Source organism: Bradyrhizobium sp. USDA 336 (genome assembly GCF_044908355.1).
In the GTDB taxonomy this organism is placed as follows: domain Bacteria; phylum Pseudomonadota; class Alphaproteobacteria; order Rhizobiales; family Xanthobacteraceae; genus Bradyrhizobium; species Bradyrhizobium yuanmingense.
Map to the genome: position 1 here is coordinate 2,859,657 of NZ_JBIYDC010000002.1, position 20,933 is coordinate 2,880,589.

A 20,933-nucleotide genomic window follows, 5' to 3' on the forward strand; every position below is an offset into this window, starting at 1 on the left:
ATCCGTTCTCCGCATCTCTCGTCCCGAAATCATCATCCGCCGATCCCGAGAGTCTTCAGGCCTTCGTTGAGCTGGCGCAGCCGCTCGGCGTTGCTGGCAACCGCCTGCCGGGCATCGGCCGAAGCGCCCATTGCCTTGTCCCGCTCGCCCATCACCAGATAGGCGCGCACCAGACGCAGCCAGCCCTCGACATCGTCGCCGTTCTGCTTCAGCCGCGTCGCCAGACGGTCGACCATGCCGCGCACCATCGCGTTGCGATCGGTTTCGGCCATGTCCTTGGAGGCAGCAATCGTCTCGTCGGACAGCGCCGGCAGCGTGCCGCCCCCACCGACCCGCGCCAGCGAGGACTGCACCAGGGCACGCCACGGAGCATCCGCCGGCGCTTTCGCAAGCAGCGCACGCCAGATGTTGGTCGCGTCGTCCTTGCGGCCGTCCTGCTCGGCGGCAAGGCCCAGAAAGTAATTCGCCTTGGGATCGTCGGCGTTCAAGGCGTGCGCGCGCTCGAATTCGGCCTTGGCCTCGGCGGTCACCACGCCGCCGGCGGCAGCCGAGATCGCTTCGCCGAGATCGGACCTGCGCTCCGCGCTTTCGCCATTGTAGGTGAGCGAGTTGCGATAGGCGCGCACCGCGTCGTCGAAGCGGCCGAGCCGCTCCAGAACCGGCGCGAGCACGTGCCAGCCGCGCCCGTCCGTCGGATTCTTCTCCAGATGCTGCTCGACCTGCACGACGAGGTTCTCGAGCGACTGCGCCATGCCACCCCCGCGCTCCCGCTGCGCAAGCGGAAAGTCCTGCAGCCGGGGCGAGCCGAGCGGCATGTAGACGCCGGCCGCGATGAGCGGCAGTCCGGCAAGCGCCAGCACGGCCGCCGCACGGCGCCATTTGAGGTTCGACTTCGGCGCCGTTGCCGGCTCGCTGGCCGCCGCCGCGAGCAGCCTGCGGCTGACCTCGACGCGCGCAGCCTCGGCCTCCGGCGCCAAGATCAATCCTGCGGCGAGATCACGCTCGATCTCGGCCAGTTGGTCCTTATAGACCGCGACCTCGCTGCCCTGATCCTGCGCGCGGCTGGTGCGACCAAGCGGCCAGAGCACGGCGAAAATCGCCGCGACCGTCATCAGCGCGAACACGAACCATAGCGTCATCTGGCAAGCTTCCGGCGGCGCCCGTACCGCGCCTGTAGGTGCCTTTACACCACGGCCGGAGGATGCGGCAATTGACAATTGTCAAGGCGGCGCTACCCGCGGGTCGTCCCGAAAAGGTGAAAATCCAACGGCTTAGCCGATCTCGAAGTCGATACTTTGCGCGGCCTGCTCGCCGTGCCCGTCGAAGGCCTTCAGGAAGTATGTTCCGGGCTTGATTGCATCCGGCAATCTGATGCGCAGCGCTCCGACCGGAACCCGAGATGCAACCCTGGTGGCGGTCTCAGGCAGCTGCCGATCGCTGGCCTTCTCGACCAGCACCACCTTGGCTCCAACCATCAGCCGTTGATACTTGGCAACGAGGACGCGGTTCTCAATTTCAATCGAGCTGATGACCGGTTTCATGCGCCTACAGATGGAAATTTCCAGACTTGCACCGCGAAAGTACGGTGCGCCATCGGCATCGTCAACTTAAAATTGTGATCAAGAAAAATGCGCGCCGATCAGCCTGCGCGCGACGATTTGCGCTCGCCCGTGAGTGCATTTTCGGCGGCCCGGCTCATCAATGAGGCGTAATCGTCGCCGAACAGCACCTGGCAGAAGCGGATCGCGGCCTGCACCTGCTGCTGCCGATAGGTGCGGACCTTGTGATCGGCGGCGCGCAGCGACTGCACCAGCTGCTCGGTCGACCGTTCCACATATTGCTGGAGATCGGAAAAGGTACGCAGCGTCACCTCGTTGATCGCAAGCTCGCTCGCATAGTTGCGGCACGTCGCGACGAAGTCGATCAGTGCCACCGTTTCCTCGACTTCGGTGCTGTCGATCCGCGCGCCCGGCGGAATGTCCTTTTCGGGGCGCTGGCGCAGGATGCGGCGGACGCGGCCGGGAACGCTGTCGATCTCGGACTGCAGCGCATTGGAGATGTCGGCCCGGATCGAGGTCAGTTGCTTGCCCCAGGCCGAATCGTTGCGCAGGTCGAGCTCGGTGCGCAGTCCGCGCACGCCGTCGTGCAGTGTCTTGAGGTTGCCGGCGACATTGTCGAAATGGCCGCGCTTGATGTCCATGCGCAGGACCGCGGCGACGCAGGACAGATCATGCAGGGCCATCGTGACGGCCACACCGTAGGGCGTCGCCGCGACGCGGATCTCGTCATCGGACGCCGCTATCTTGACCGCAAGGCGGATGATCTGCCAGGGCGCGGTCATCCGCTGCACGACGATCGACAAGGCGAAAGGCAGCATTTGCGGCGTCTGAAGCGCCGGAATGTTGAGCGCCGACGTCACCGAGGCGATCTGGGAATCCCCGAAGGCCCGCAAGGTGCGCGGCAGTTTCTCGTTCAATGTCGCAATGGCGTCCCGGACCTGGAGCACCGCACCGATCGAATAGAGATCCTCGATCACGTTGGGCGGTCCGACCCGGGCCAGCGCCCGGGACTTGTCGCCGCCGCCCGGCCCCGTCAGCTCGAAGATCGCATCCGCGGCCACGGCCTGAAGCTTCTGCGCCAGGGCTTCGACCTGACCAGCACTGTCCGCCGGCATGCGCGCCAGCGCCGCCTCGAATTCGTTCACCTTGTCCGGTGCGCCGTCACGGCCAAGCCACTGCCAGATCGGCTGCAGCGAGGAGCGGCGAATCTGGCCGGACCTGACAGGAGTGCCCGCTTCGACGAGGAACGGTTCCAACACCTGGAATAGGAGCCGCGACAGATCGTCCGTGCGCGGCGGCAAAGCCTCGTCGCGCCTCGCTCTTGCGGACGATCTTGCGCAGCTGCTCGAGCACGAGGGTGGCCACGGCCGTGTCCTGGCCGCGCTCCAGCGCACGCTCGAACTCCCGCATCAGCAGTGCCTGCGACTGCGGCGGGAGCTGCGCGAGATATTCCCTCAGCCGCTCGATCGATGTCTGGCTCATGCGCCCGGGTAATGCACGGTAAAATGGCGGACATGGGATGGGTCCGGCGCGATCATAGGGGGTCCCCACTTAAGAAGCCGTTTAGGAAGCTGCCTCGAATGCCTCCCATGCTTCGCTCGAGGAGCCTCAGCCGCGCCGGAAATTGTCGTCGAAACAAGGGATTATATTCCGGGAAGAACCAGCTCGGCGCGCAGACCCCCAGTCGGGGCGCTGCCGAGCGAAAGGCTGCCGCCATAGAGGGCCGCGAGGTCGGTCACGATCGACAGCCCCAGTCCCGACCCGGGCTTGGACTCGTCGAGGCGCTGGCCGCGCCGGGCGACCTGGGCGCGCTCGGCTTCCGACAGGCCGCGGCCGTCGTCGTCGACGATGACCCGCAAACGCGGGCCGGCGCCGGCCCGCTGTGGCGGCTCGACGAGGATATCAATGAGGACGCGCGAGGCCGCCCATTTGCAGGCATTGTCGACGAGATTGCCGACCATCTCCTCAAGATCCTGCCGCTCGCCCCGGAACTTGGCGGATGGATCGGCCTTGGCCTCGACCGCGATGCCGCGGTCGCGATGGATCTTCTCCATGGTCCGCCGCAGTCCCTCGATGGCAGGCGCCACCTCCGTCACGGTCGCGACCACCGAGACCCGTGCCGCGATGCGGGCGCGCTCCAGATGATGGGCGACCTGGTCGCGCATCACATCCGCCTGCTCCATCACCTTCTCCGCGAACGGATCGGCGGCATGCGCGCTGGCTTCGTTGACGATGACCGAAAGCGGCGTCTTGATCGCATGAGCGAGATTGCCGACATGGGTGCGCGCTCGCTCGACGATCTCGCGATTGGCGTCGATCAGCGCGTTGGTCTCGCGCGCCAGCGGCGCGATCTCGACCGGGAATTCACCCTCGAGCCGTTCCGCCCGCCCGGAGCGGATGTCGGCGATCGCGTCCGAGATGCGCTTGAGCGGTGCAAGGCCGAAACGGACCTGGAACACGGTCGTCAGCAGCAGCACGATGCCGAGCGCCGTGAAGGTGCCGCCGAGATAGTAGTCGAAGCTGCGTGTCTCGTCGAAAATCTCGGTATCATCCCCGGCGACGCTGACCAGAAATTTGCCGTCGGCACCGAGATCGACCGGCCGTTCCACCATGCGCAGATTCTGCCCTTCCGGCCCGTCGACATAGGCGAGGCGGATGCCGGCGGCGGTGAGCTCGGCACCCTGCTCTTCGAGCTTCGGTAGCTTCTTGTCCCAAAGCGAGCGCGAGGAGCGCACTTCCGGCTTTTCGGTGTCGGTCCGCGTGATCTGCCAGTACCAGCCGGACAGCGGCAGGTCGAACAGGGGCTCGCCAAGCGACTGGAACTGGCGGTCCGGCGGCTCGTCGGGCGTTGCGACCTCGGCGATGAGGGTGCGCAAATAGAGATTGAGCCGGCGGTCGAAGGCTCGCTCGGTGGCGTTCTTGTAGACCGACGACAGCACCACGCCTGTGATGGCCAGGATCACCACGAGCCAGGCGGTCGCCGACAGGAACAGTCGGTTCGCAAGCGAGCTAGCGGCCATCGGAATGATCCCGGGCGGCGCTGGATGGCAGGTGGTCGGACGTCATGACCGGACCAAGGGCCCTGTTCGGCCTCCCGTCAAGCCAAGATACTTCAAAGGCCGGAACGCCTCAGGCGCCCGGGGCCGGCGGCGGGGTCAGGAGATAGCCCAGACCGCGGACGGTCTGGATGATGTCGACGTCGAGCTTCTTGCGGATGCGGCCGACGAAGACCTCGATGGTGTTGGAGTCGCGGTCGAAATCCTGGTCGTAAAGATGCTCGACCAGCTCGGTGCGCGAGACCACCCGCCCGGAATGGTGCATCAAGTAGGCCAGAAGCCGATATTCGTGCGAGGTCATCTTGATGGGATTGCCCGACACGCTGACCCGGCCGGTTCGGGTGTCGAGCGTCACCGGGCCGCAGGTCAATTCGCTCTGGGCATGGCCGGTGGAGCGGCGCAGCAGGGCGCGGATGCGCGCCAGCACCTCCTCGAGGTGGAACGGCTTTGCGACGTAGTCGTCGGCGCCGGCATCGAAGCCCTGCACCTTGTCGCTCCAGCGGTCGCGTGCGGTGAGGATCAGGACCGGCATGGTGCGGCCGTTGCGGCGCCAGGCTTCCAGCACCGAGATGCCGTCCTTCTTCGGCAGGCCGATATCGAGCACCACGGCGTCATACGGCTCGTTGTCGCCGAGATAGTGCCCCTCCTCCCCGTCGAAAGCCCGATCGACGACATAGCCGGCGTCGGTCAGCGCCTTGGTGAGCTGGCGATTGAGATCGGGGTCGTCCTCAACAACGAGCAGGCGCACGCTTCTCTCCAAGGATAGGCTGCAAGAACAGGCGACATGAACACCGCCACAGATGAGCAATTCCGGCGTGAACTGAATATGAACGCAGGGAACCGGGCTACGTTACTTTTTGGTCATATACGGCTTGGTCATATACGACTTGGCGCGCGCAAATGCGACTGCGCCCACCATGCCGCCGGAGGAGCCGGCGGCATGGTGGGCGCAACGTGCCGCATCGCGCGGCGAGCCGGAAGGTGCCGGCGTGCTGATCCGGCCGTCAGGTCCGGAAGAACACGAACCAGACGACGGCGAGGATCAGGATCGCAAGCCCGGTCGAGATGGCGAGCAGCGCCGCCACCGAAGGTCCGGGCTCGCCCTGGCGCGCCTCGGTCGGAGTTTCAACGATCCGGTTCTGCTCTCGCCTGGTTGCCATGGTGACCTCGATCTGTGGCTGTCGCGTCGGATGGCCGCGACCTCCTCGGCGATGAATTGCCGGGGCAACGCGTCATCTCGGGCGATGTTCCGGTCCATGGGCCCGCCCGGCAAACACGGCGCAGGCGGCGATTAACGCCGTTGCAAGATTCCGCGCCGGCGGTTGCTATGATTCGCAACTGGGCGATGGTATCCTCAAAGCTTGTCCGCTGTTGCGTCTGGAGTAGCCCATGGCCCCCCGCGCCAATTGGAAGGGTTTTCTGCGTCTGTCGCTCGTGACCTGCCCGGTCGCGCTCTATCCGGCCACTTCGGATACGGAGAAGGTTTCGTTCAACCAGATCAACCGCAAGACCGGCCACCGCATCAAGTATCTCAAGGTCGATGCCGAGACCGGCGACGAGGTGACCTCCGAGGACATCGTCAAGGGCTACAAGGTCGACACCGACACTTATATCGAGGTCACCAAGGACGAGCTGGACGACATCGCGCTCGATTCCACCCACACGATCGAGATCGACGAGTTCGTGCCCAAGGCCGACATCGACAACCGCTATCTGATCCGCCCGTACTACCTCGTGCCGGACGGCAAGGTCGGCCACGACGCCTATGCGGTGATCCGCGAGACCATCCGCAGCATGGACAAGGTCGCGATCGGCCGCGTGGTGCTGACCAACCGCGAGCACATCATCGCGCTGGAGCCGCTCGAGAACGGGCTGATGGGCACGCTGCTGCGCTACCCCTACGAGGTCCGCAGCGAGAAGGAATATTTCGACGACATCCAGGACGTGAAGCTGACGAGGGACATGCTCGACCTCGCCAAGCACATCGTCGAGAAGAAGTCCGGCGCGTTCGAGCCCGAGCTGTTCGAGGATCATTACGAGACCGCTCTGATCGATCTCATCAACAAGAAGCGCAGCGGCATGCCGATCACCGCCAAGGCCGCACCGAAGACCGGCGGCAACGTCATCAGCTTGATGGACGCGCTGAAGAAGAGCATCGCGAACGAGAAGGACGCGGCGCCCGCGGCGAAGGTCGCCAGGGATACGGCCAAGGAGGCCGCCAAGGACACCAAGGCCAAGAAGCCGAAGAAGCGCGTCGAGGGCCAGCGCGAGATGCTGCTGCCGATATCGGGCAAGGGCGGCAAGGAAGCTGCGGCGAGGGCTGCGACCACGCCGAAGAAGGCCGCCGACAAGCCGGTGCGCGCGCCGGCGCGGGCAAAGAAGGCCGGCTAACAGCACCACACCCCGCGATCACGCCGTGATGTCTTCCCTCGCCGACCGGCCGGCCTGACATGCCCTGGTCGACGACCTTCGACGATCCCGTCCGCGTGAGCAACAAGCGCAAGCTGCTCACGCTTCAAGAAGCCGCCGACTACATCATGGAGCTGCCCGAGGACGCCCAGCACGAAGCGCATTGGCAGACGGCGATCGAGACCTTGATCAATGCGGCCGAGACCGGCGGCGGCTGGGTGATGTTCGCCCGCATCGCGATGTTGCGGGCGCTGAATGCGGACGGCGGGCGCGGATGAGCGCGATCGAGACATCCTTGCCTATTCGTTGACGAACAGGCTCAACAATCGGTTAAGCGGCCAAGCCAATGGGGCAGTGCACCGGGCTGTCGGTTTGACTTCATTTGAACGGATCGACGGAACCCTAATTTAATGAATGCCGTCGTACGAGCTAAGGTGCGATCGCCGCGTTTTGGCGCTCGAAGATTTGTTCGATCGATTTGCAAGTCCGATAACGACGCGACCATCCATCGGATCGGATGAACAGGAGTTGGCAATGCGTCTGCTTAGGTCCTTCCTTGCCGATGAGAATGGCGCAACCGCAATCGAGTACGGCCTGATCGCTGCTGGGATCGCTCTGGCAATCGTGACCATCGTCAACAGCACGGGCGCTGCGCTGCTCAACAACAAGTTCAACTCGGTCAGCACCGCGATGAAGTAACCGCCGGCCGACGGCCTCGCCCTGCAGCCAACCTGGCCCGCCGACGAAACATCCCGGCTCGCCACAAGGGGCGTTTCGCGACCGTCACGAGACGCGGACCGGGATGCGGTGGCGCCGCCAGCGCTGTACGGTAAAACAGAAATTCTGTAAATACGAATATTTTGGCCGCGCGCGACTGACCCAGCGCTGGCGTGTTTCGCCCGGCGGGCAAATCAAGGGGTCGTGGCACTCGGCCACTCGCACCGCATTTCCGTCAATTTTGCACGCCATGTGAGGGTTAATATTTTCTCGGCGCGGCGCGAAGTGCCGTACCTTCAATCATTGAAGCAGATCTATTTGAAGGGATGACAATGAGACGCTCGACGCTCCTGGCGCTCAGCCTCACGCTGGCCGGCATCTGGCCGCACGACGGCGCGAACGGGCAGAGCTCGATGGCGCCGCCGGTGTCGCTTGCCGCGCCCGAGGCATCGCCGCCGCGCACGAGCGCCACACGTTCCAGAGTTCCACCCGCCACCTCCGCCAGAGAAGTTTCGCCACCTGTGGTCGGCGGGCTTCCGCAGGCGCCCAACCCGGGTGGCGATTATGACGGCTTCAGCGTCACCGAGGACAATGCCGCACCCGGCGAGGTGACACCGCCTGCGAGGTCGCGCGCGGCAAAGGAAGTCAGATCCAACCAGGATGCTGGCTCTTCTTTCGATCAGGAAGACGAGGCTTTGAAGCGAAAGCTGACGATCTGTCAGAACTGCAAATAGGACATCTGAACGCCTATCAAGTTAACAACCCCGACCATTCTTCTGCTTGCGACCGCAGCTTGGCCGACGTCCGCGCCCGCCGAACAGAACGAGAAACTGCAGCAGGTGATTTCCGATTTCAAGACTTGCGTGCGTGCGTATTCATCCATAGCGCAAACGGCGGGCGTTGGGACGCGCAGCGACACTTTCGACTTTTTCGTCGACAGATGCGGTCCTCCTCTCAGCAAGCTCGCGCCGGCAGACGTTGGAAAGATTCCTCCGGGCGTCTTTCGAGCTGCCATCGGCGAGGAATGGACTGCCTCGACGAGATGAGCCGAAGCGGTCCTGCATGGCAGACCTACCTGCGTAGCCAAGGAGCCGCGCTTTACGCTTCCGGAAATTCCTGATCCTCTCCTCCCAACAAGCCGGATCAACCGGCCTTGCCAGGGAGAGAGACGCCATGAAGCTCGGCACCGCCATTGCGGAAATCATGAGGCGCGAGGGGATCGAGATCCTCTGCGGCTATCCGGTCAACCATCTGATCGAGCACGCGGCCAAGGCCGAGATCCGCCCGGTGATGGTGCGGCAGGAGCGCGTCGGCATCCACATGGCGGATGCGATCTCGCGGGTGACGTCGGGGCGCAGCATCGGCGCCTTCTGCATGCAGCACGGGCCGGGCGCGGAGAATGCGATGGGCGGCGTGGCGCAGTGCTTCGGCGAATCCGTTCCCGTGCTGGTGCTGCCGATGGGCTATCAGCGCAGGCTGGCGCATATCGAGCCGAACTTCAATTCCACCGAGGCGATGAAGCCGTTCGCGAAATCGTCCGAGCCGATCATCCTCGCGACCGAAGTCGTCAACATCTTCCGCCGCGCCTTCACCAGGCTGAAGAACGGCCGCGGCGGGCCCGTCATCGTCGAGATCCCCTCGGACATGTGGAACGAGGAAGTGCCGGAGCCGCTGAACTACACGCCGGTCCTGCGCACCCGCTACGGCGCCGACCCCGTTCACGTCAAGGAAGCCGCCAGCCTGCTGGTGAACGCAAAACGGCCGGTGATCTATGCCGGCCAGGGCGTACACTATGCGCAGGCCTGGCCGCAGCTGAAACGGCTCGCCGAGCGATTGGCGATCCCCGTCACCACAAGCTTGGGCGGCAAATCATCGTTTCCGGAGACGCATCCGCTGTCGCTCGGCTCCGGCGGCCTCGCAGTGCCGCGCGCGGTGCCGAAGTTTCTGGCCGAGGCCGACGTCATCTTCGGCATCGGCTGCTCCTTCACCGAGACCAATTTCGGCATTGCAATGCCGAAGGGCAAGACCATCATTCATTCGACGCTCGATCCCAATCATCTTAACAAGGATGTGGAAGCGAACATCGGGCTGGTCGGCGATGCCGGCCTCGTGCTCGACGCGCTGCTGGAAGAGATCGGCAAGACCGTCACCGCGGATCGCGATGCATCCGCCGTCGCGGCCGAGATCGCAGCCTCACACAAGGAATGGCTGGCGAAATGGATGCCGAAGCTGACCAGCAACGACGCGCCGCTCAGCCCCTACCGCGTGCTGTGGGATCTCCAGCACACCGTGGACATCGAGAATACGATCATCACCCACGATGCGGGCAGCCCGCGCGACCAGCTCTCGCCGTTCTGGCGATCGGTCGAGCCCCTCACCTATCTCGGCTGGGGCAAAACCACGCAGCTTGGCTACGGCCTCGGTCTTGCGATGGGCGCCAAGCTGGCAAAGCCCGACAAGCTCTGCATCAACGTCTGGGGCGATGCTGCGATCGGCTTCACCGGCATGGATTTCGAGACCGCGGTGCGCGAGCGCATCCCGATCATGTCGATCCTGCTCAACAATTTCTCGATGGCGATCGAGCTGAAGGTGATGCCGATCTCGACCGAAAAATATCGCTCGACCGACATTTCCGGCGACTACGCCGCGATGGCCCGCGCCTTCGGCGGCTACGGCGAGCGGGTGACGCGGCCGGAAGACATCGTCCCCGCGATCAAGCGCGGCATCGCGAAGACGAGGGAAGGCGTGCCGGTGCTGCTGGAGTTCATCACAGCCAAGGAGACCGAGGTGTCGCGGCCCGGCACGTGAGCGGAGCCGGTGCGGGCACGGCTGCGAGCCGCTGGCTCCGGCCGCAGAAGTTGTGATAATCCGGCCCTGTGCCGCGCAGGCCGCGGCATCAAGCTGGACCGGGAATGACGACCGTTTTGCAGGAAATCGAGGAACTCGAGCGCCGATTGCGGTCGGCCGCCGCCGAGATTGCGCAGCTGCGGGCCGAGCTTGCGACGGCTCGGGATCGCCAGAGCGCCAGCGCCGAGATCTTGCGTACCATCGCGGCCTCGCCGTCCGATGCGCGGCCGGTCTTTACGGCGGTCGCCGCCAGCGCAAAGCGCCTGCTCGCCGGCTTCTCCGCCACCGTGCTCCAGTTCATCGGCGACGAGCTTCACCTCGTGGCGTTCACGCCGACCAACCCGGAGGCGGACGCAGGGCTCAAGGCGTCGTTCCCGCGCAAGATCGCGGACTTCCCGACTTTTAGCCTCGTGCGCGACGGCCAGACGATCCAGTTTCCCGACAGCGAGGCGGCCGACGTCCCTGAACTGAACCGGGAGCTGGCCCGGCTGCGCGGCTTCCGCAGCGTGCTGTTCATGCCGCTGATGAACCGGGGCGTGCCGGTCGGCATGATCAGCGTCACACGCACGGTAACGGGTGCATTCGCGCCCGACCTCGTAGAGCTGCTGCAGACCTTCGCCGACCAGGCCGTGATCGCCATCGAGAATGCACGCCTGTTCAACGAGACCAAAGAGGCGCTGGAACGCCAGACCGCGACGGCCGATATCCTGAAGGTGATGGCGGCCTCTCCGTCCGACGTGCAGCCGGTATTCGAGGCCATCGCCACCAACGCCAACCGGCTGATCGGCGGCTTCTCCACCGCGGTGCTGCGTTATGTCGACGGCGCCGCGCACCTTGCGGCATTCACGCCGACGGATCCCGCGGGCGATCGCGTGCTCCAGGCCTCGTTCCCGGTGCCGTTCGCGCAGTTTCCGCCCTACCAGCTGGTGGCCAATGGTACCGCGGCGCAATTGCCGGACACCGAGGTCGAACCGGCCGCGCGCGACATCGCGCGGGCCCGCGGCTATCGCAGCATGCTGTTCGCGCCGCTGATGAGCGAGGGCGAAGCCATCGGCATCATCATCGCGACGCGCCGCGTGACCGGCAACTTCGCCGAGCATCATGTGCGCCTGCTGCAGACCTTCGCCGACCAGGCCGTGATCGCGATCAAGAATGTCAGCCTGTTCAACGCGACCAAGGAAGCGCTGGAACGTCAGACTGCGACTGCCGACATTCTCAAGGTGATCGCGGCTTCACCGTCCGATGTCACGCCGGTGTTCCAGGCCATTTCCGACAGCGCCAAGGCGCTGATCGGAGCGCATTCCTCCACTGTCACCCGCGTCGTCGACGGCATGCTGCATCTGGCCGCCTTTACGACCGACCATGAGGCCGGCAATGCGGATCTGCTGAGCTCGTTTCCGACGCCGCTGTCCTCGTCGGGCATTCACAGCCGAGTGGCGAGCAGCGGCGAGTATGCCTTCCGCAGCGACATGCAGAATGAGCCTGATCTTACCGAAGCCATGAAGGAGCTGGCGCGAACGCGCGGTTACCGCAGCATCCTCGTGGTGCCGATGCTGCGCGATGGCCTTGCGATTGGCACCATCGCCGTCACGCGGCGGGAGCCCGGTCATTTCCCGGACAAGGCGATCAACCTGCTCAAGACCTTTGCCGACCAGGCCGTGATCGCGGTCGAGAACACGCGCCTGTTCAACGAAGTTGCGACCCGCACCAGCGAGCTCGCCAAATCGCTCGATGATCTCCGCGCCGCGCAGGACCGCCTGATCCAGACCGAGAAGCTGGCGTCACTCGGCCAGCTCACGGCCGGCATCGCGCACGAGATCAAGAACCCGCTCAACTTCGTCAACAATTTCGCCTCGTTGTCTGCCGAACTGACCGAGGAGCTGAACGAGGTGCTCGTGCCGGTCCCCCTCCCCGAGAACGTCCGCAGCGAGGTCGACGAGCTGACCGGGCTTCTGCAGGACAACCTCGGCAAGATCGTGCAGCATGGCCGCCGCGCCGATTCCATCGTCAAGAACATGCTGCTGCATTCGCGCGAAGGCGGCGGCGAGCATGGGCTGAGCGACATCAATGCATTGGTCGAGGAGAGCCTGAATCTCGCCTATCACGGCGCACGCGCCGAGAAGCCCGGATTCCACGTGACGCTGAAGCGCGCGCTCGATCCAGCGGCCGGACAGGCCGAAGTGTTTCCGCAGGAAATCACCCGCGTGCTCCTGAACCTGATCTCGAACGGCTTCCACGCGGTCATCAGGCGCAAGGCCGACGGTGCCGCCGGTTACGAGCCGACGGTGATCGCGGCGACGCGCGATCGCGGCGATAACGTCGAGATTGCGATCCGCGACAACGGCACCGGCATTGCCGACGACGTGAAGGAGAAGATGTTCAATCCGTTCTTCACCACCAAGCCAGCCGGCGAAGGCACCGGCCTCGGGCTGTCGATGACCCACGACATCGTCGTGAAGCAGCACGGCGGCAGGATCGACGTCGCGACCGAGCCGGGCAAGTTTACTGAATTCACGATCGTGCTGCCGCGCAAGAGTGGTCTGTCAGACAATAGCTGAGGTTGAATGGCGCGGTGGGTGCTTTCGGCAAACTGACGTGGCTCATTCGGCGGCAATTGCTGTCGTTCTCCGGCGTCGGCCTCATGCTCGGTGCCCTGTTCTTCGCAGCCGCGCTGACGCCGACGCTGATCCCGCGGAGCTATCTCACGCAGGGCGCCATCGCCGGCGCCTGCTTCGGGATCGGCTATCTCGCCGGCAACGTCTGGCGCTGGCTGTGGCACTATCTGGAATTGCCCGAGCCGCCGGCGCGCCTGAGATCGACCGCAAACGCGCTGGTGGCGGCCGCCTGCCTGCTCGTCGTCATTGTTTTTCTGTGGCGGGCAGCCGGATGGCAGAACTCGATCCGCACCGTGATGAAGATGGCGCCAGTCGAGACCGCCCATCCGCTCAAGGTCTGCGCCATCGCCGTGATGACGTTCGTCGTGCTGCTGGTGCTGGCGCGGCTGTTCGCGCTTGCCGTGCGCCTCATCGCCGCGCGTGCGAGGCGCGTCGTTCCGCGGAGGATCGCGAACGTCATCGGCGTGCTCGCCGCGGGCCTGTTGTTCTGGTCGATCGCCAGCAATGTCCTGATCCGCACGGCGTTCAACGCGCTCGATTTGTCCTTTCGCGAAGTCGACGCCTTGCTTGAGCCCGAGCGGCCGCAGCCGACCGCGCCCGAACGAACGGGAAGTGCCGCCTCGCTGGTGAAGTGGACGCAGCTTGGACGCATGGGGCGCAGATTTATCGCCTCGGGGCCGACCGCAACTGAGATCAGCGCCGTTACAGGAAGACCCGCGCGGGAGCCCGTGCGGGTCTATGTCGGCCTTGGCGGCGCCGAGACGGCGCAAGCGCGCGCCAGGCTTGCGCTCGACGAGCTCAAGCGGCAGCACGGGTTTGATCGCGACACACTCATCGTCGTTACGCCGACCGGAACCGGCTGGATCGACCCTGCCGCGATGGACACCGTCGAATATCTCCACCATGGCGACGTCGCCAGTGTCGCGATGCAGTATTCCTATCTCAACAGTCCGCTGACGCTGCTGTTTCAGCCCGAATCCGGTGCAGAAGCGGCGCGCGCCCTGTTTTCGGAAATTTACGGCTACTGGACGACGCTGCCGAAGAACCGGCGGCCGAAGCTGTACCTGCACGGACTGAGCCTCGGCGCGATGAACTCGGAAAAATCCGCAGAGCTGTTTGAGATGATCGGCGATCCGATTGCGGGCGCACTTTTGAGCGGCGCGCCGTTCGAAAGTCGCATCTGGCGCTCGATCACGGCAAACCGCAATCCGGGCACGCCGGCCTGGCTGCCGGAATTCCGCGACGGCCGCTTCGTGCGCTTCATGAACCAGAATGGACCGACGGTGCCGGCAGATGCGCCCTGGGGTCCGATGCGCATCGTCTATCTGCAATATGCGAGCGACGCGATCACCTTCTTCGCCTATCGCGACGCCTATCGGGCCCCTGACTGGATGACGGCGCCGCGCGGGCCGGATGTGTCACCGGAGCTGCGATGGTATCCAGTCGTGACGATGCTGCAGCTCGCCCTCGACATGGCAGTCGCGACCAATACCCCGATGGGCTTTGGCCATGTCTACGCGCCCGAACATTACGTCGATGCCTGGGTCGCCGTCACCGATGTCCATGATTGGTCCGCCGACGCGCTGGCGCAGCTCAAGACCCATCTTGCAGCGGCGGCGCGAAAGGCCGCCGAGGGCAATGTCGCAAACGAGCCTTACGCCGATCGAGGCGGCTAGCCTACTCGGCCATCTCCACGGGCTGCTTGGCCGAGGGTCCGGCCAGCGGCCGCTCCTCCATCGCGATCAGGCACAGCGCAGCGATCGTCATCAGCGCGGTGGCGGCGCCGAACACGTAGCGGAAGGCGTGCCGCATGTCGTCGGCCGGGATCGCGACGGCGCCCGCGGCGTGATGCTCGCCGGCGAGCGGGATGTCGGTGCCGAGCGCGATGAGCAGGATCGCGGCGAAGGCTGCGACCGTGAACGAGGACATCAGCGAGCGGAAGAAGTTCATCGCGCCGGTGATGGTGCCGACTTGCGGACGCGCCACCGAATTCTGCAGCGAGACCACGCATACCGGAAAAGTCGTGCCGAGTCCCAGCGCGAACGCGGCCATCAGCAGCAGCAGACCCCAGAGCGGCAAGGTGGTGACCGTGAGGGCGAGACCGCACAACGCGGCCCATGACGTGCCGATGATGGCGACGCGCTTGTAGTGTTTTGCGCGAGCCATGGTGCGGCCGGCGACGGCCGCGCCGACGGTCGAGACCGCCGCGAGCGGGATCAGCGCAAGCCCCGCCTCGCTGGCGGTGAGATGATAGACCTGCTCGTAATAGAGCGGCAGCTGCACGGTGAGGCCGGTGATCGCCCCGAGGCCGCAGCCGCCCGCGGTCAGTGCGAACGGCGCCACCGATCCCGTCAGCAAGGGCAGCGGCAAGAACGGCTCGTCGGCCCGCCGGGCATGCCATACGAAGGTCACCGCGAGCGCAACGGCACCGCCCACCATCGCCAGCACGGTCGGCGACAGCCAGGGATAGCGCGTGCCGCCCCAGGTCAGCACCAGCATGAAGACCACGGCGGACGCCATCAGCAAGACGCCGCCGAGCCAGTCGACCTTGCGCTTGCGGTGGAACACCGGGATCTTCTTCATCTTCGGCAGCAGCAATGCGAGCGCTGCGGCCGCAAGCGGCAGGTTGATCCAGAAGATCATCGACCAGTGCAGATGCTCGGCGAACACGCCGCCGATGACCGGGCCGAGGATGCCGCCGACCATCCAGACGCTGGAGAAATAGGCCTGGTACTGCCCGCGCTCGCGCGGGCTCACCACGTCGGAGATCACGGTCTGCACCACCGGCATGATGCCGCCGCCGCCGAGGCCCTGAAGCCCGCGTGCCAGGATCAGCATCGGCATGTTCGGCGCGATCGCGCACAGCACCGAGCCCGCGACGAACAGGCTGAGCGAGATGATGATCATGACGCGGCGGCCGTAGATGTCGCTGAGCGTGCCGAACACCGGCGCGACCGCAGTCGAGGCGAGCAGATAGGCGGTGATCACCCAGGACAGATTGGAGACGTCCTGGAACTGGCGTCCGATGGTCGGCAGCGCCGTCGCCACGATGGTCTGGTCGAGCGCGGCCAGGAACATCGTCACCATCAGGCTGATGACGATGGTGCGGACCTCGTCGGAGCTCAGCGGTACCGGCGGGGCGATCGAGGGCGCGTCGTCGACGCTGATGACCTCGCTCGGCAGGCGGGACAGCTCTTCGGCAATGTCGTCGGGCAAGGCCTGGATGTCGGCAGAATCGCTCTGCCGGTCGAACTTGTTCATCTCGATCGGGCGTCGTGACGCGGTGCAACACCGCGAAGGATTCGTACTATGCAGCCCAATGTAGAGGGGAAATTTCTTCCCAGGCAGGCACCGCGACGCATGGGTGCATCCCGCCTTGAGGTCATCGCAAAGACGTGACCTCGGCGCGGCGGCGGATCAGTCCTTCGGACGTCGTTTCAAGCGCGCTCGCTTCGGCAAGGTCGCCGGCCATTGCACGATGTGGTCCTCGAGCTCCTCGTCCGGGACCTCCTCCTCGCTGCCCTCCACGCGGCCGCGCACGGAGACGCCGGCTTCGTGCACGGTGTTGGGGTCACCCGAAACCAGCGGATGCCACCAATAGAGGTCACGCCCTTCGGCGACGAGCTTGTAGCCGCAGCTCGGCGGCAGCCAGTTCAGGGTGCGGACATTGGCCGGGGTCAGGCGGACGCAGTCCGGAACCTTGTCGGAACGATTCGGATAGTCCTTGCAGGCACAGCTCGTCCCGTCGAGCAGCTTGCAGCCGATATGGGTGAAGTAGATCTGCCCGGTGTCCTCGTCCTCGAGCTTGTTCAGGCAGCAGCGGCCGCAGCCGTCGCACAGGCTTTCCCACTCGCGCTCCGACATCTGTTCCAACGTCTTGGTTTTCCAGAAGAATCCTTCCTGGCCTTGAGATCGTTTGGGAGCTGCGGTCATGCGCCTCAACAACAGTTCGAAAGAGCTACGGCAACGCCATCTAGGGCGCGCGGCGGCAATGGTGCAAGCGAGGCCCCTTTGAGGCCCGTAATGATCCGGGGTCAATTAGGCCTGTTGTTCAAAATAGCGAGCGTGGCCATTGGTTTATGAGCCCCGCTCGGCTAGAAGGAACAGCAAGTCCCTCGGATGCTGGCCGGGCGCCTTGGGTTTGCCGCAACATACCCGCAAGACGTCTCGATGCCGCCCCGGCCGGGTGCTTGAACGCTTTCGAAGCAAGCCGCAAGGGTTCTAGGTGCGCCAGATCATACCACCGCATTGGAAGCAGAGGATCCGGAATTTCTTCCTGGATCTCGATGCGCGCATCGACTCCTCGCTGTTCTCGTCGGCCAAGGGCATCCGCGAGCTCTACGAGCGCTACTCGACCTTCATGGACCGCTTCTATGTCGGGCGGTGGAAGCGCTGGGTGTTCATCGAGCCGTTCTCGGAGGCCGCAACCCTCGGGCTCGGCGGCCTCGTCGTGATGCTCGCCCTCGCCATTCCCGCCTTCCGCGAGACCGCGGACGAGGACTGGCTGAAGAAGTCCGACCTCGCGGTGAGCTTCCTCGACCGCTACGGCAACCCGATCGGCAGCCGCGGCATCAAGCACAACGATTCCATTCCGCTGGAAGACTTTCCAGACGTGCTGATCAAGGCGACGCTGGCGACCGAGGACCGCCGCTTCTACGAGCATTTCGGCATCGACATCGCCGGCACCGCGCGCGCGCTCGTCACCAACGCGCAAGCCGGCGGCGTCCGCCAGGGCGGCTCCTCGATCACCCAGCAGCTCGCCAAGAACCTGTTCCTGAGCAACGAGCGCACCATCGAGCGCAAGGTCAACGAGGCCTTCCTCGCGATCTGGCTGGAATGGCGCCTGACCAAGAACGAGATCCTCAAGCTCTATCTCGACCGCGCCTATATGGGCGGCGGCACCTTCGGCGTCGACGGCGCGGCGCATTTCTACTTCAACAAGTCGGCGCGCGACGTGACGCTGGCGGAAGCGGCGATGCTCGCCGGCCTGTTCAAGGCGCCGACCAAGTACGCCCCGCACATCAACCTGCCCGCCGCCCGCGCCCGCGCCAACGTCGTGCTGGACAACCTCGTCGATGCCGGCTTCATGACCGAAGGCCAGGTGTTCGGTGCCCGCCGCAACCCCGCCTTCGCGGTCGACCGCCGCGACGAGGCCTCGCCGAACTATTATCTCGACTACGCCTTCGACGAGATGCGCAAGCTGGTCGACACCTTCCCGAAGTCCTACACCGAGCGCGTCTTCGTGGTCCGCACCGCGATGGACGCCAACTTGCAGAAGGCGGCGGAGGCCGCTGTCGAGAACCAGCTTCGCCAGTTCGGCCGCGACTACCACGCAACGCAGGCGGCGACCGTCGTTGCCGACCTCGACGGCGGCGTCCGCGCCATGGTCGGCGGGCGCGACTACGGCGCCAGCCAGTTCAACCGCGCTACCGACGCCTATCGCCAGCCGGGTTCCTCGTTCAAACCCTACGTCTACGCCACGGCCCTCTTGAACGGCTACACGCCGAACTCGGTCGTGGTCGACGGTCCGGTCTGCATCGGCAATTGGTGCCCGCAGAACTATGGCCATTCCTATTCCGGCTCGGTGACGCTGACGCAGGCGATCACCCGCTCGATCAACGTCGTGCCGGTGAAGCTGTCGATCGAGATCGGCCGGAAGAACGAGCCCAAGACGCAGAACCCCGCCAAGGTCGGCCGCGCGAAGATCGTCGAGGTCGCGCGCCGCTTCGGTCTCAAGGCGCCGCTGCCCGACACGCCGTCGATGCCGATCGGCTCGGACGAAGTCACAGTGCTCGAGCACGCGGTCGCCTACGCGACTTTCCCGAACCGCGGCAAGGCGGTGACGCCGCATGCGGTGCTGGAGGTGCGCACCGGCGCCGGCGACCTGGTCTGGCGCTGGGACCGCGACGGACCGAAGCCGCGGCAGGCGATCCCCGCCTCCGTCGCCGCCGACATGTCCGGCATGATGAGCCACGTCGTCAGCGAAGGCACCGCGCGCCGCGCCGCGCTGGACGGCATTCCGACCGCGGGCAAGACCGGCACGACCAATGCCTATCGCGACGCCTGGTTCGTCGGCTTCACCGGCAATTTCACCTGCGCGGTGTGGTACGGCAACGACGATTACTCGCCGACTAACCGCATGACCGGCGGCTCGCTGCCGGCGCAGACCTGGCACGACATCATGCTCGTGGCGCATCAGGGCGTCGAGGTCCGGGAGATCCCCGGCATCGGCATGGCCCAGAAGCTGCCGCCGCAGCATGTGAGCAACGCGCAGGCCAACGCGGCGCCGAAAGTGCTCGAGACCAAGCCCGGTCCGCCGCCGGTGCTGACCAAGCGCGGCGCCGACATCCTGGTGCGGGTCGAGAAGCTGCTGGATGATGCGGCCAAGGCCGCGAACAAATCGACGGCGAATGACAGCAATCCGGCGAGGCCGTCCTCGTCGGCGAGCGCGCTCGCCTTCCCGCAGAATTATGCGGAAGACAACGCCAACGCCTCCGCCCCGCGCAAGTACTGATCGAAAGCAAGTGCGGCTGATCCTGACCACATTGACGGCGCTTCTTCTCGCGACGGTCGTCGGCGTCGGCGCGACGTGGATGACCACGACGCGCGGCACCGAGATCGGCGCGCTGACCATCGGCCCCTGGACGGCACGGCCGCGCACCGGCACCGCCGACGTCGATCCCTATTCGCGCGCCACCATCGTCCGCAACGGCGAGCTGCCGATCGGCACCGGCGACGGGGTCGCCTTCACCGCAACCACCGACGACAGGAAGAAGGCGCTCGACGGCCGCTGCGACGTGGTCATCTCCGGCGTGACGCCGCCGGCGCGGTTCTGGACGCTGACGCTCTACGACCGCAAGGGCCATCTCGTCGCCAATTCGCTGCAGCGCTACGGCTTCACCAGCCAGGAGATCGTGCGCGCATCCGACGGCTCGTTCGAGATCCGGATCGCCTCGCGCTCGCGCGCCGGCAATTGGCTGCCGACCGGCGGCATCGAGCGCTACGCCTTGATGCTGCGTCTCTACGACACGCCGGTCGGCGTTGGGACGCGCACCCAGCGCGATGCGCCGATGCCGAGCATTACCACGGTGGGCTGCTCATGATCCGGCTCGTTTTCACCGTCGTCGCCGGCGTGGTGCTGGGCCTCGTGGTCCATCTCGTCAGCGTGCTGGCGCTGCCGCGGATTGCCACGCAGGATGCCTATTCGCGGCTGACGCCGATGACCAGGGTGAACGCCGTCACCCAGCTTCCCCTCGCCGATCCCAACAATTCGCCGATGCCGTTCATGGATCCGGCCTTCGCGCTGGCGATCTGTCGTTATGATCTCTCTGGCGGGCCGATCAAGCTCACCGTGCCGGTGAGCCAAGCCTACACCTCGGTGTCGTTCTACACCCGCAACGAGATCGCCTATTACGCCATCAACGACCGCTCCGCGGGCCGCAAGGTGATCGAGCTCGATCTGATGACGGAAGCGCAGCATAGCGAGCTGCCGGAGGACGAGGAGGTCACCGCGGCTGACCGCCTGATCATCGATTCCCCGACCACGACCGGTCTGATCCTGATGAAGGCGCTCGCCCCCGAGCCCGGCCTGATGCAGCAGGCGCAAGCCTCGCTTCAGGCCGCGACCTGCGCCCCGCAAACCGAGCCGCCGGCCAAGGCCGAGGCGCCGCGCGGCCGGCGGTGAGCGCGGCCGCCAAACAAAAAGTGCGAAAACAACCCCATGCACAGTA

At 65.3% G+C, this 20,933-nt stretch carries 17 protein-coding genes and 1 pseudogene; 10 read left to right on the plus strand and 8 right to left on the minus strand.

All coding sequences use genetic code 11. The features are described from left to right. Positions 1–32: 32 nt before the first annotated feature. The 6 genes and pseudogenes from ccmI to ABIA45_RS14360 form a co-directional block, all read right to left on the minus strand. The gene (gene ccmI, locus ABIA45_RS14335; RefSeq protein WP_404652501.1) at positions 33–1,139 is read right to left on the minus strand and encodes a c-type cytochrome biogenesis protein CcmI; all 1,107 of its coding nucleotides are present in this window, start codon (positions 1,137–1,139) and stop codon (positions 33–35) included. Positions 1,140–1,271: 132 nt separating this feature from the next. Further along, a complete protein-coding gene (locus ABIA45_RS14340; protein ID WP_157282472.1) occupies positions 1,272–1,541 on the minus strand; it encodes a hypothetical protein in 270 nt (89 codons plus the stop codon). A 98-nt stretch (positions 1,542–1,639) separates the two neighbouring features. Beyond that, a pseudogene (locus tag ABIA45_RS14345) lies at positions 1,640–3,041 on the minus strand (hypothetical protein). A 161-nt stretch (positions 3,042–3,202) separates the two neighbouring features. Beyond that, positions 3,203–4,579 (minus strand): ATP-binding protein, encoded by a 1,377-nt coding sequence (locus ABIA45_RS14350; protein WP_404652503.1) that lies wholly within the window; start codon positions 4,577–4,579, stop codon positions 3,203–3,205. Positions 4,580–4,688: 109 nt separating this feature from the next. Then, on the minus strand, positions 4,689–5,363 hold the full coding sequence (locus ABIA45_RS14355; protein WP_036005801.1) for a response regulator transcription factor: 675 nt from the start codon (positions 5,361–5,363) through the stop codon (positions 4,689–4,691). 256 nt (positions 5,364–5,619) lie between these two features. Further along, positions 5,620–5,775, minus strand: coding sequence for a hypothetical protein (locus tag ABIA45_RS14360; RefSeq protein ID WP_167361642.1), 156 nt, complete (start codon positions 5,773–5,775; stop codon positions 5,620–5,622). 229 nt (positions 5,776–6,004) lie between these two features. On the opposite strand from ABIA45_RS14360, the gene ABIA45_RS14365 reads away from it, so the two are divergent. The 7 genes from ABIA45_RS14365 (at position 6,005) to ABIA45_RS14395 (ending at position 14,879) form a co-directional block, all read left to right on the plus strand. Continuing rightward, entirely contained in the window at positions 6,005–7,006 is a 1,002-nt protein-coding gene (locus ABIA45_RS14365; RefSeq protein WP_404652505.1) for a Ku protein, read from the plus strand. A gap of 59 nt (positions 7,007–7,065) precedes the next feature. After that, complete coding sequence (locus tag ABIA45_RS14370; RefSeq protein WP_404652507.1) at positions 7,066–7,302, plus strand: hypothetical protein; 237 nt, start codon at positions 7,066–7,068, stop codon at positions 7,300–7,302. Positions 7,303–7,558: 256 nt separating this feature from the next. Continuing rightward, positions 7,559–7,723, plus strand: coding sequence for a Flp family type IVb pilin (locus tag ABIA45_RS14375; RefSeq protein WP_036005811.1), 165 nt, complete (start codon positions 7,559–7,561; stop codon positions 7,721–7,723). A gap of 350 nt (positions 7,724–8,073) precedes the next feature. Further along, entirely contained in the window at positions 8,074–8,475 is a 402-nt protein-coding gene (locus ABIA45_RS14380) for a hypothetical protein (RefSeq protein ID WP_157282466.1), read from the plus strand. Between the two features lie 385 nt (positions 8,476–8,860). Continuing rightward, positions 8,861–10,549, plus strand: a complete 1,689-nt coding sequence (locus ABIA45_RS14385) for a thiamine pyrophosphate-requiring protein (RefSeq protein WP_404655674.1) — start codon at positions 8,861–8,863, stop codon at positions 10,547–10,549. Between the two features lie 104 nt (positions 10,550–10,653). Then, positions 10,654–13,146: a GAF domain-containing protein gene (locus ABIA45_RS14390; RefSeq protein ID WP_404652509.1), complete on the plus strand. Its 2,493-nt coding sequence runs from the start codon at positions 10,654–10,656 to the stop codon at positions 13,144–13,146. Positions 13,147–13,229: 83 nt separating this feature from the next. Then, a complete protein-coding gene (locus ABIA45_RS14395; protein WP_404655675.1) occupies positions 13,230–14,879 on the plus strand; it encodes an alpha/beta hydrolase in 1,650 nt (549 codons plus the stop codon). Position 14,880: 1 nt separating this feature from the next. On the opposite strand, the gene ABIA45_RS14400 is transcribed toward ABIA45_RS14395, so the two are convergent. Both ABIA45_RS14400 and ABIA45_RS14405 read right to left on the minus strand, forming a co-directional pair. Beyond that, complete coding sequence (locus tag ABIA45_RS14400; protein ID WP_157282463.1) at positions 14,881–16,464, minus strand: MDR family MFS transporter; 1,584 nt, start codon at positions 16,462–16,464, stop codon at positions 14,881–14,883. Positions 16,465–16,620: 156 nt separating this feature from the next. After that, entirely contained in the window at positions 16,621–17,136 is a 516-nt protein-coding gene (locus ABIA45_RS14405; RefSeq protein WP_157282462.1) for a YcgN family cysteine cluster protein, read from the minus strand. Between the two features lie 292 nt (positions 17,137–17,428). Between ABIA45_RS14405 and ABIA45_RS14410 the strand changes: the two genes are divergently transcribed. The 3 genes from ABIA45_RS14410 to ABIA45_RS14420 are packed head-to-tail and all read left to right on the plus strand — an operon-like array spanning position 17,429 to position 20,887. After that, positions 17,429–19,717 (plus strand): transglycosylase domain-containing protein, encoded by a 2,289-nt coding sequence (locus ABIA45_RS14410; protein ID WP_404652512.1) that lies wholly within the window; start codon positions 17,429–17,431, stop codon positions 19,715–19,717. A 10-nt stretch (positions 19,718–19,727) separates the two neighbouring features. Continuing rightward, positions 19,728–20,306, plus strand: a complete 579-nt coding sequence (locus ABIA45_RS14415) for a DUF1214 domain-containing protein (protein WP_275509099.1) — start codon at positions 19,728–19,730, stop codon at positions 20,304–20,306. Continuing rightward, positions 20,303–20,887, plus strand: coding sequence for a DUF1254 domain-containing protein (locus ABIA45_RS14420; protein WP_275496491.1), 585 nt, complete (start codon positions 20,303–20,305; stop codon positions 20,885–20,887). Before ABIA45_RS14415 ends, ABIA45_RS14420 begins: the two co-directional genes overlap by 4 nt. Positions 20,888–20,933: the final 46 nt, after the last annotated feature.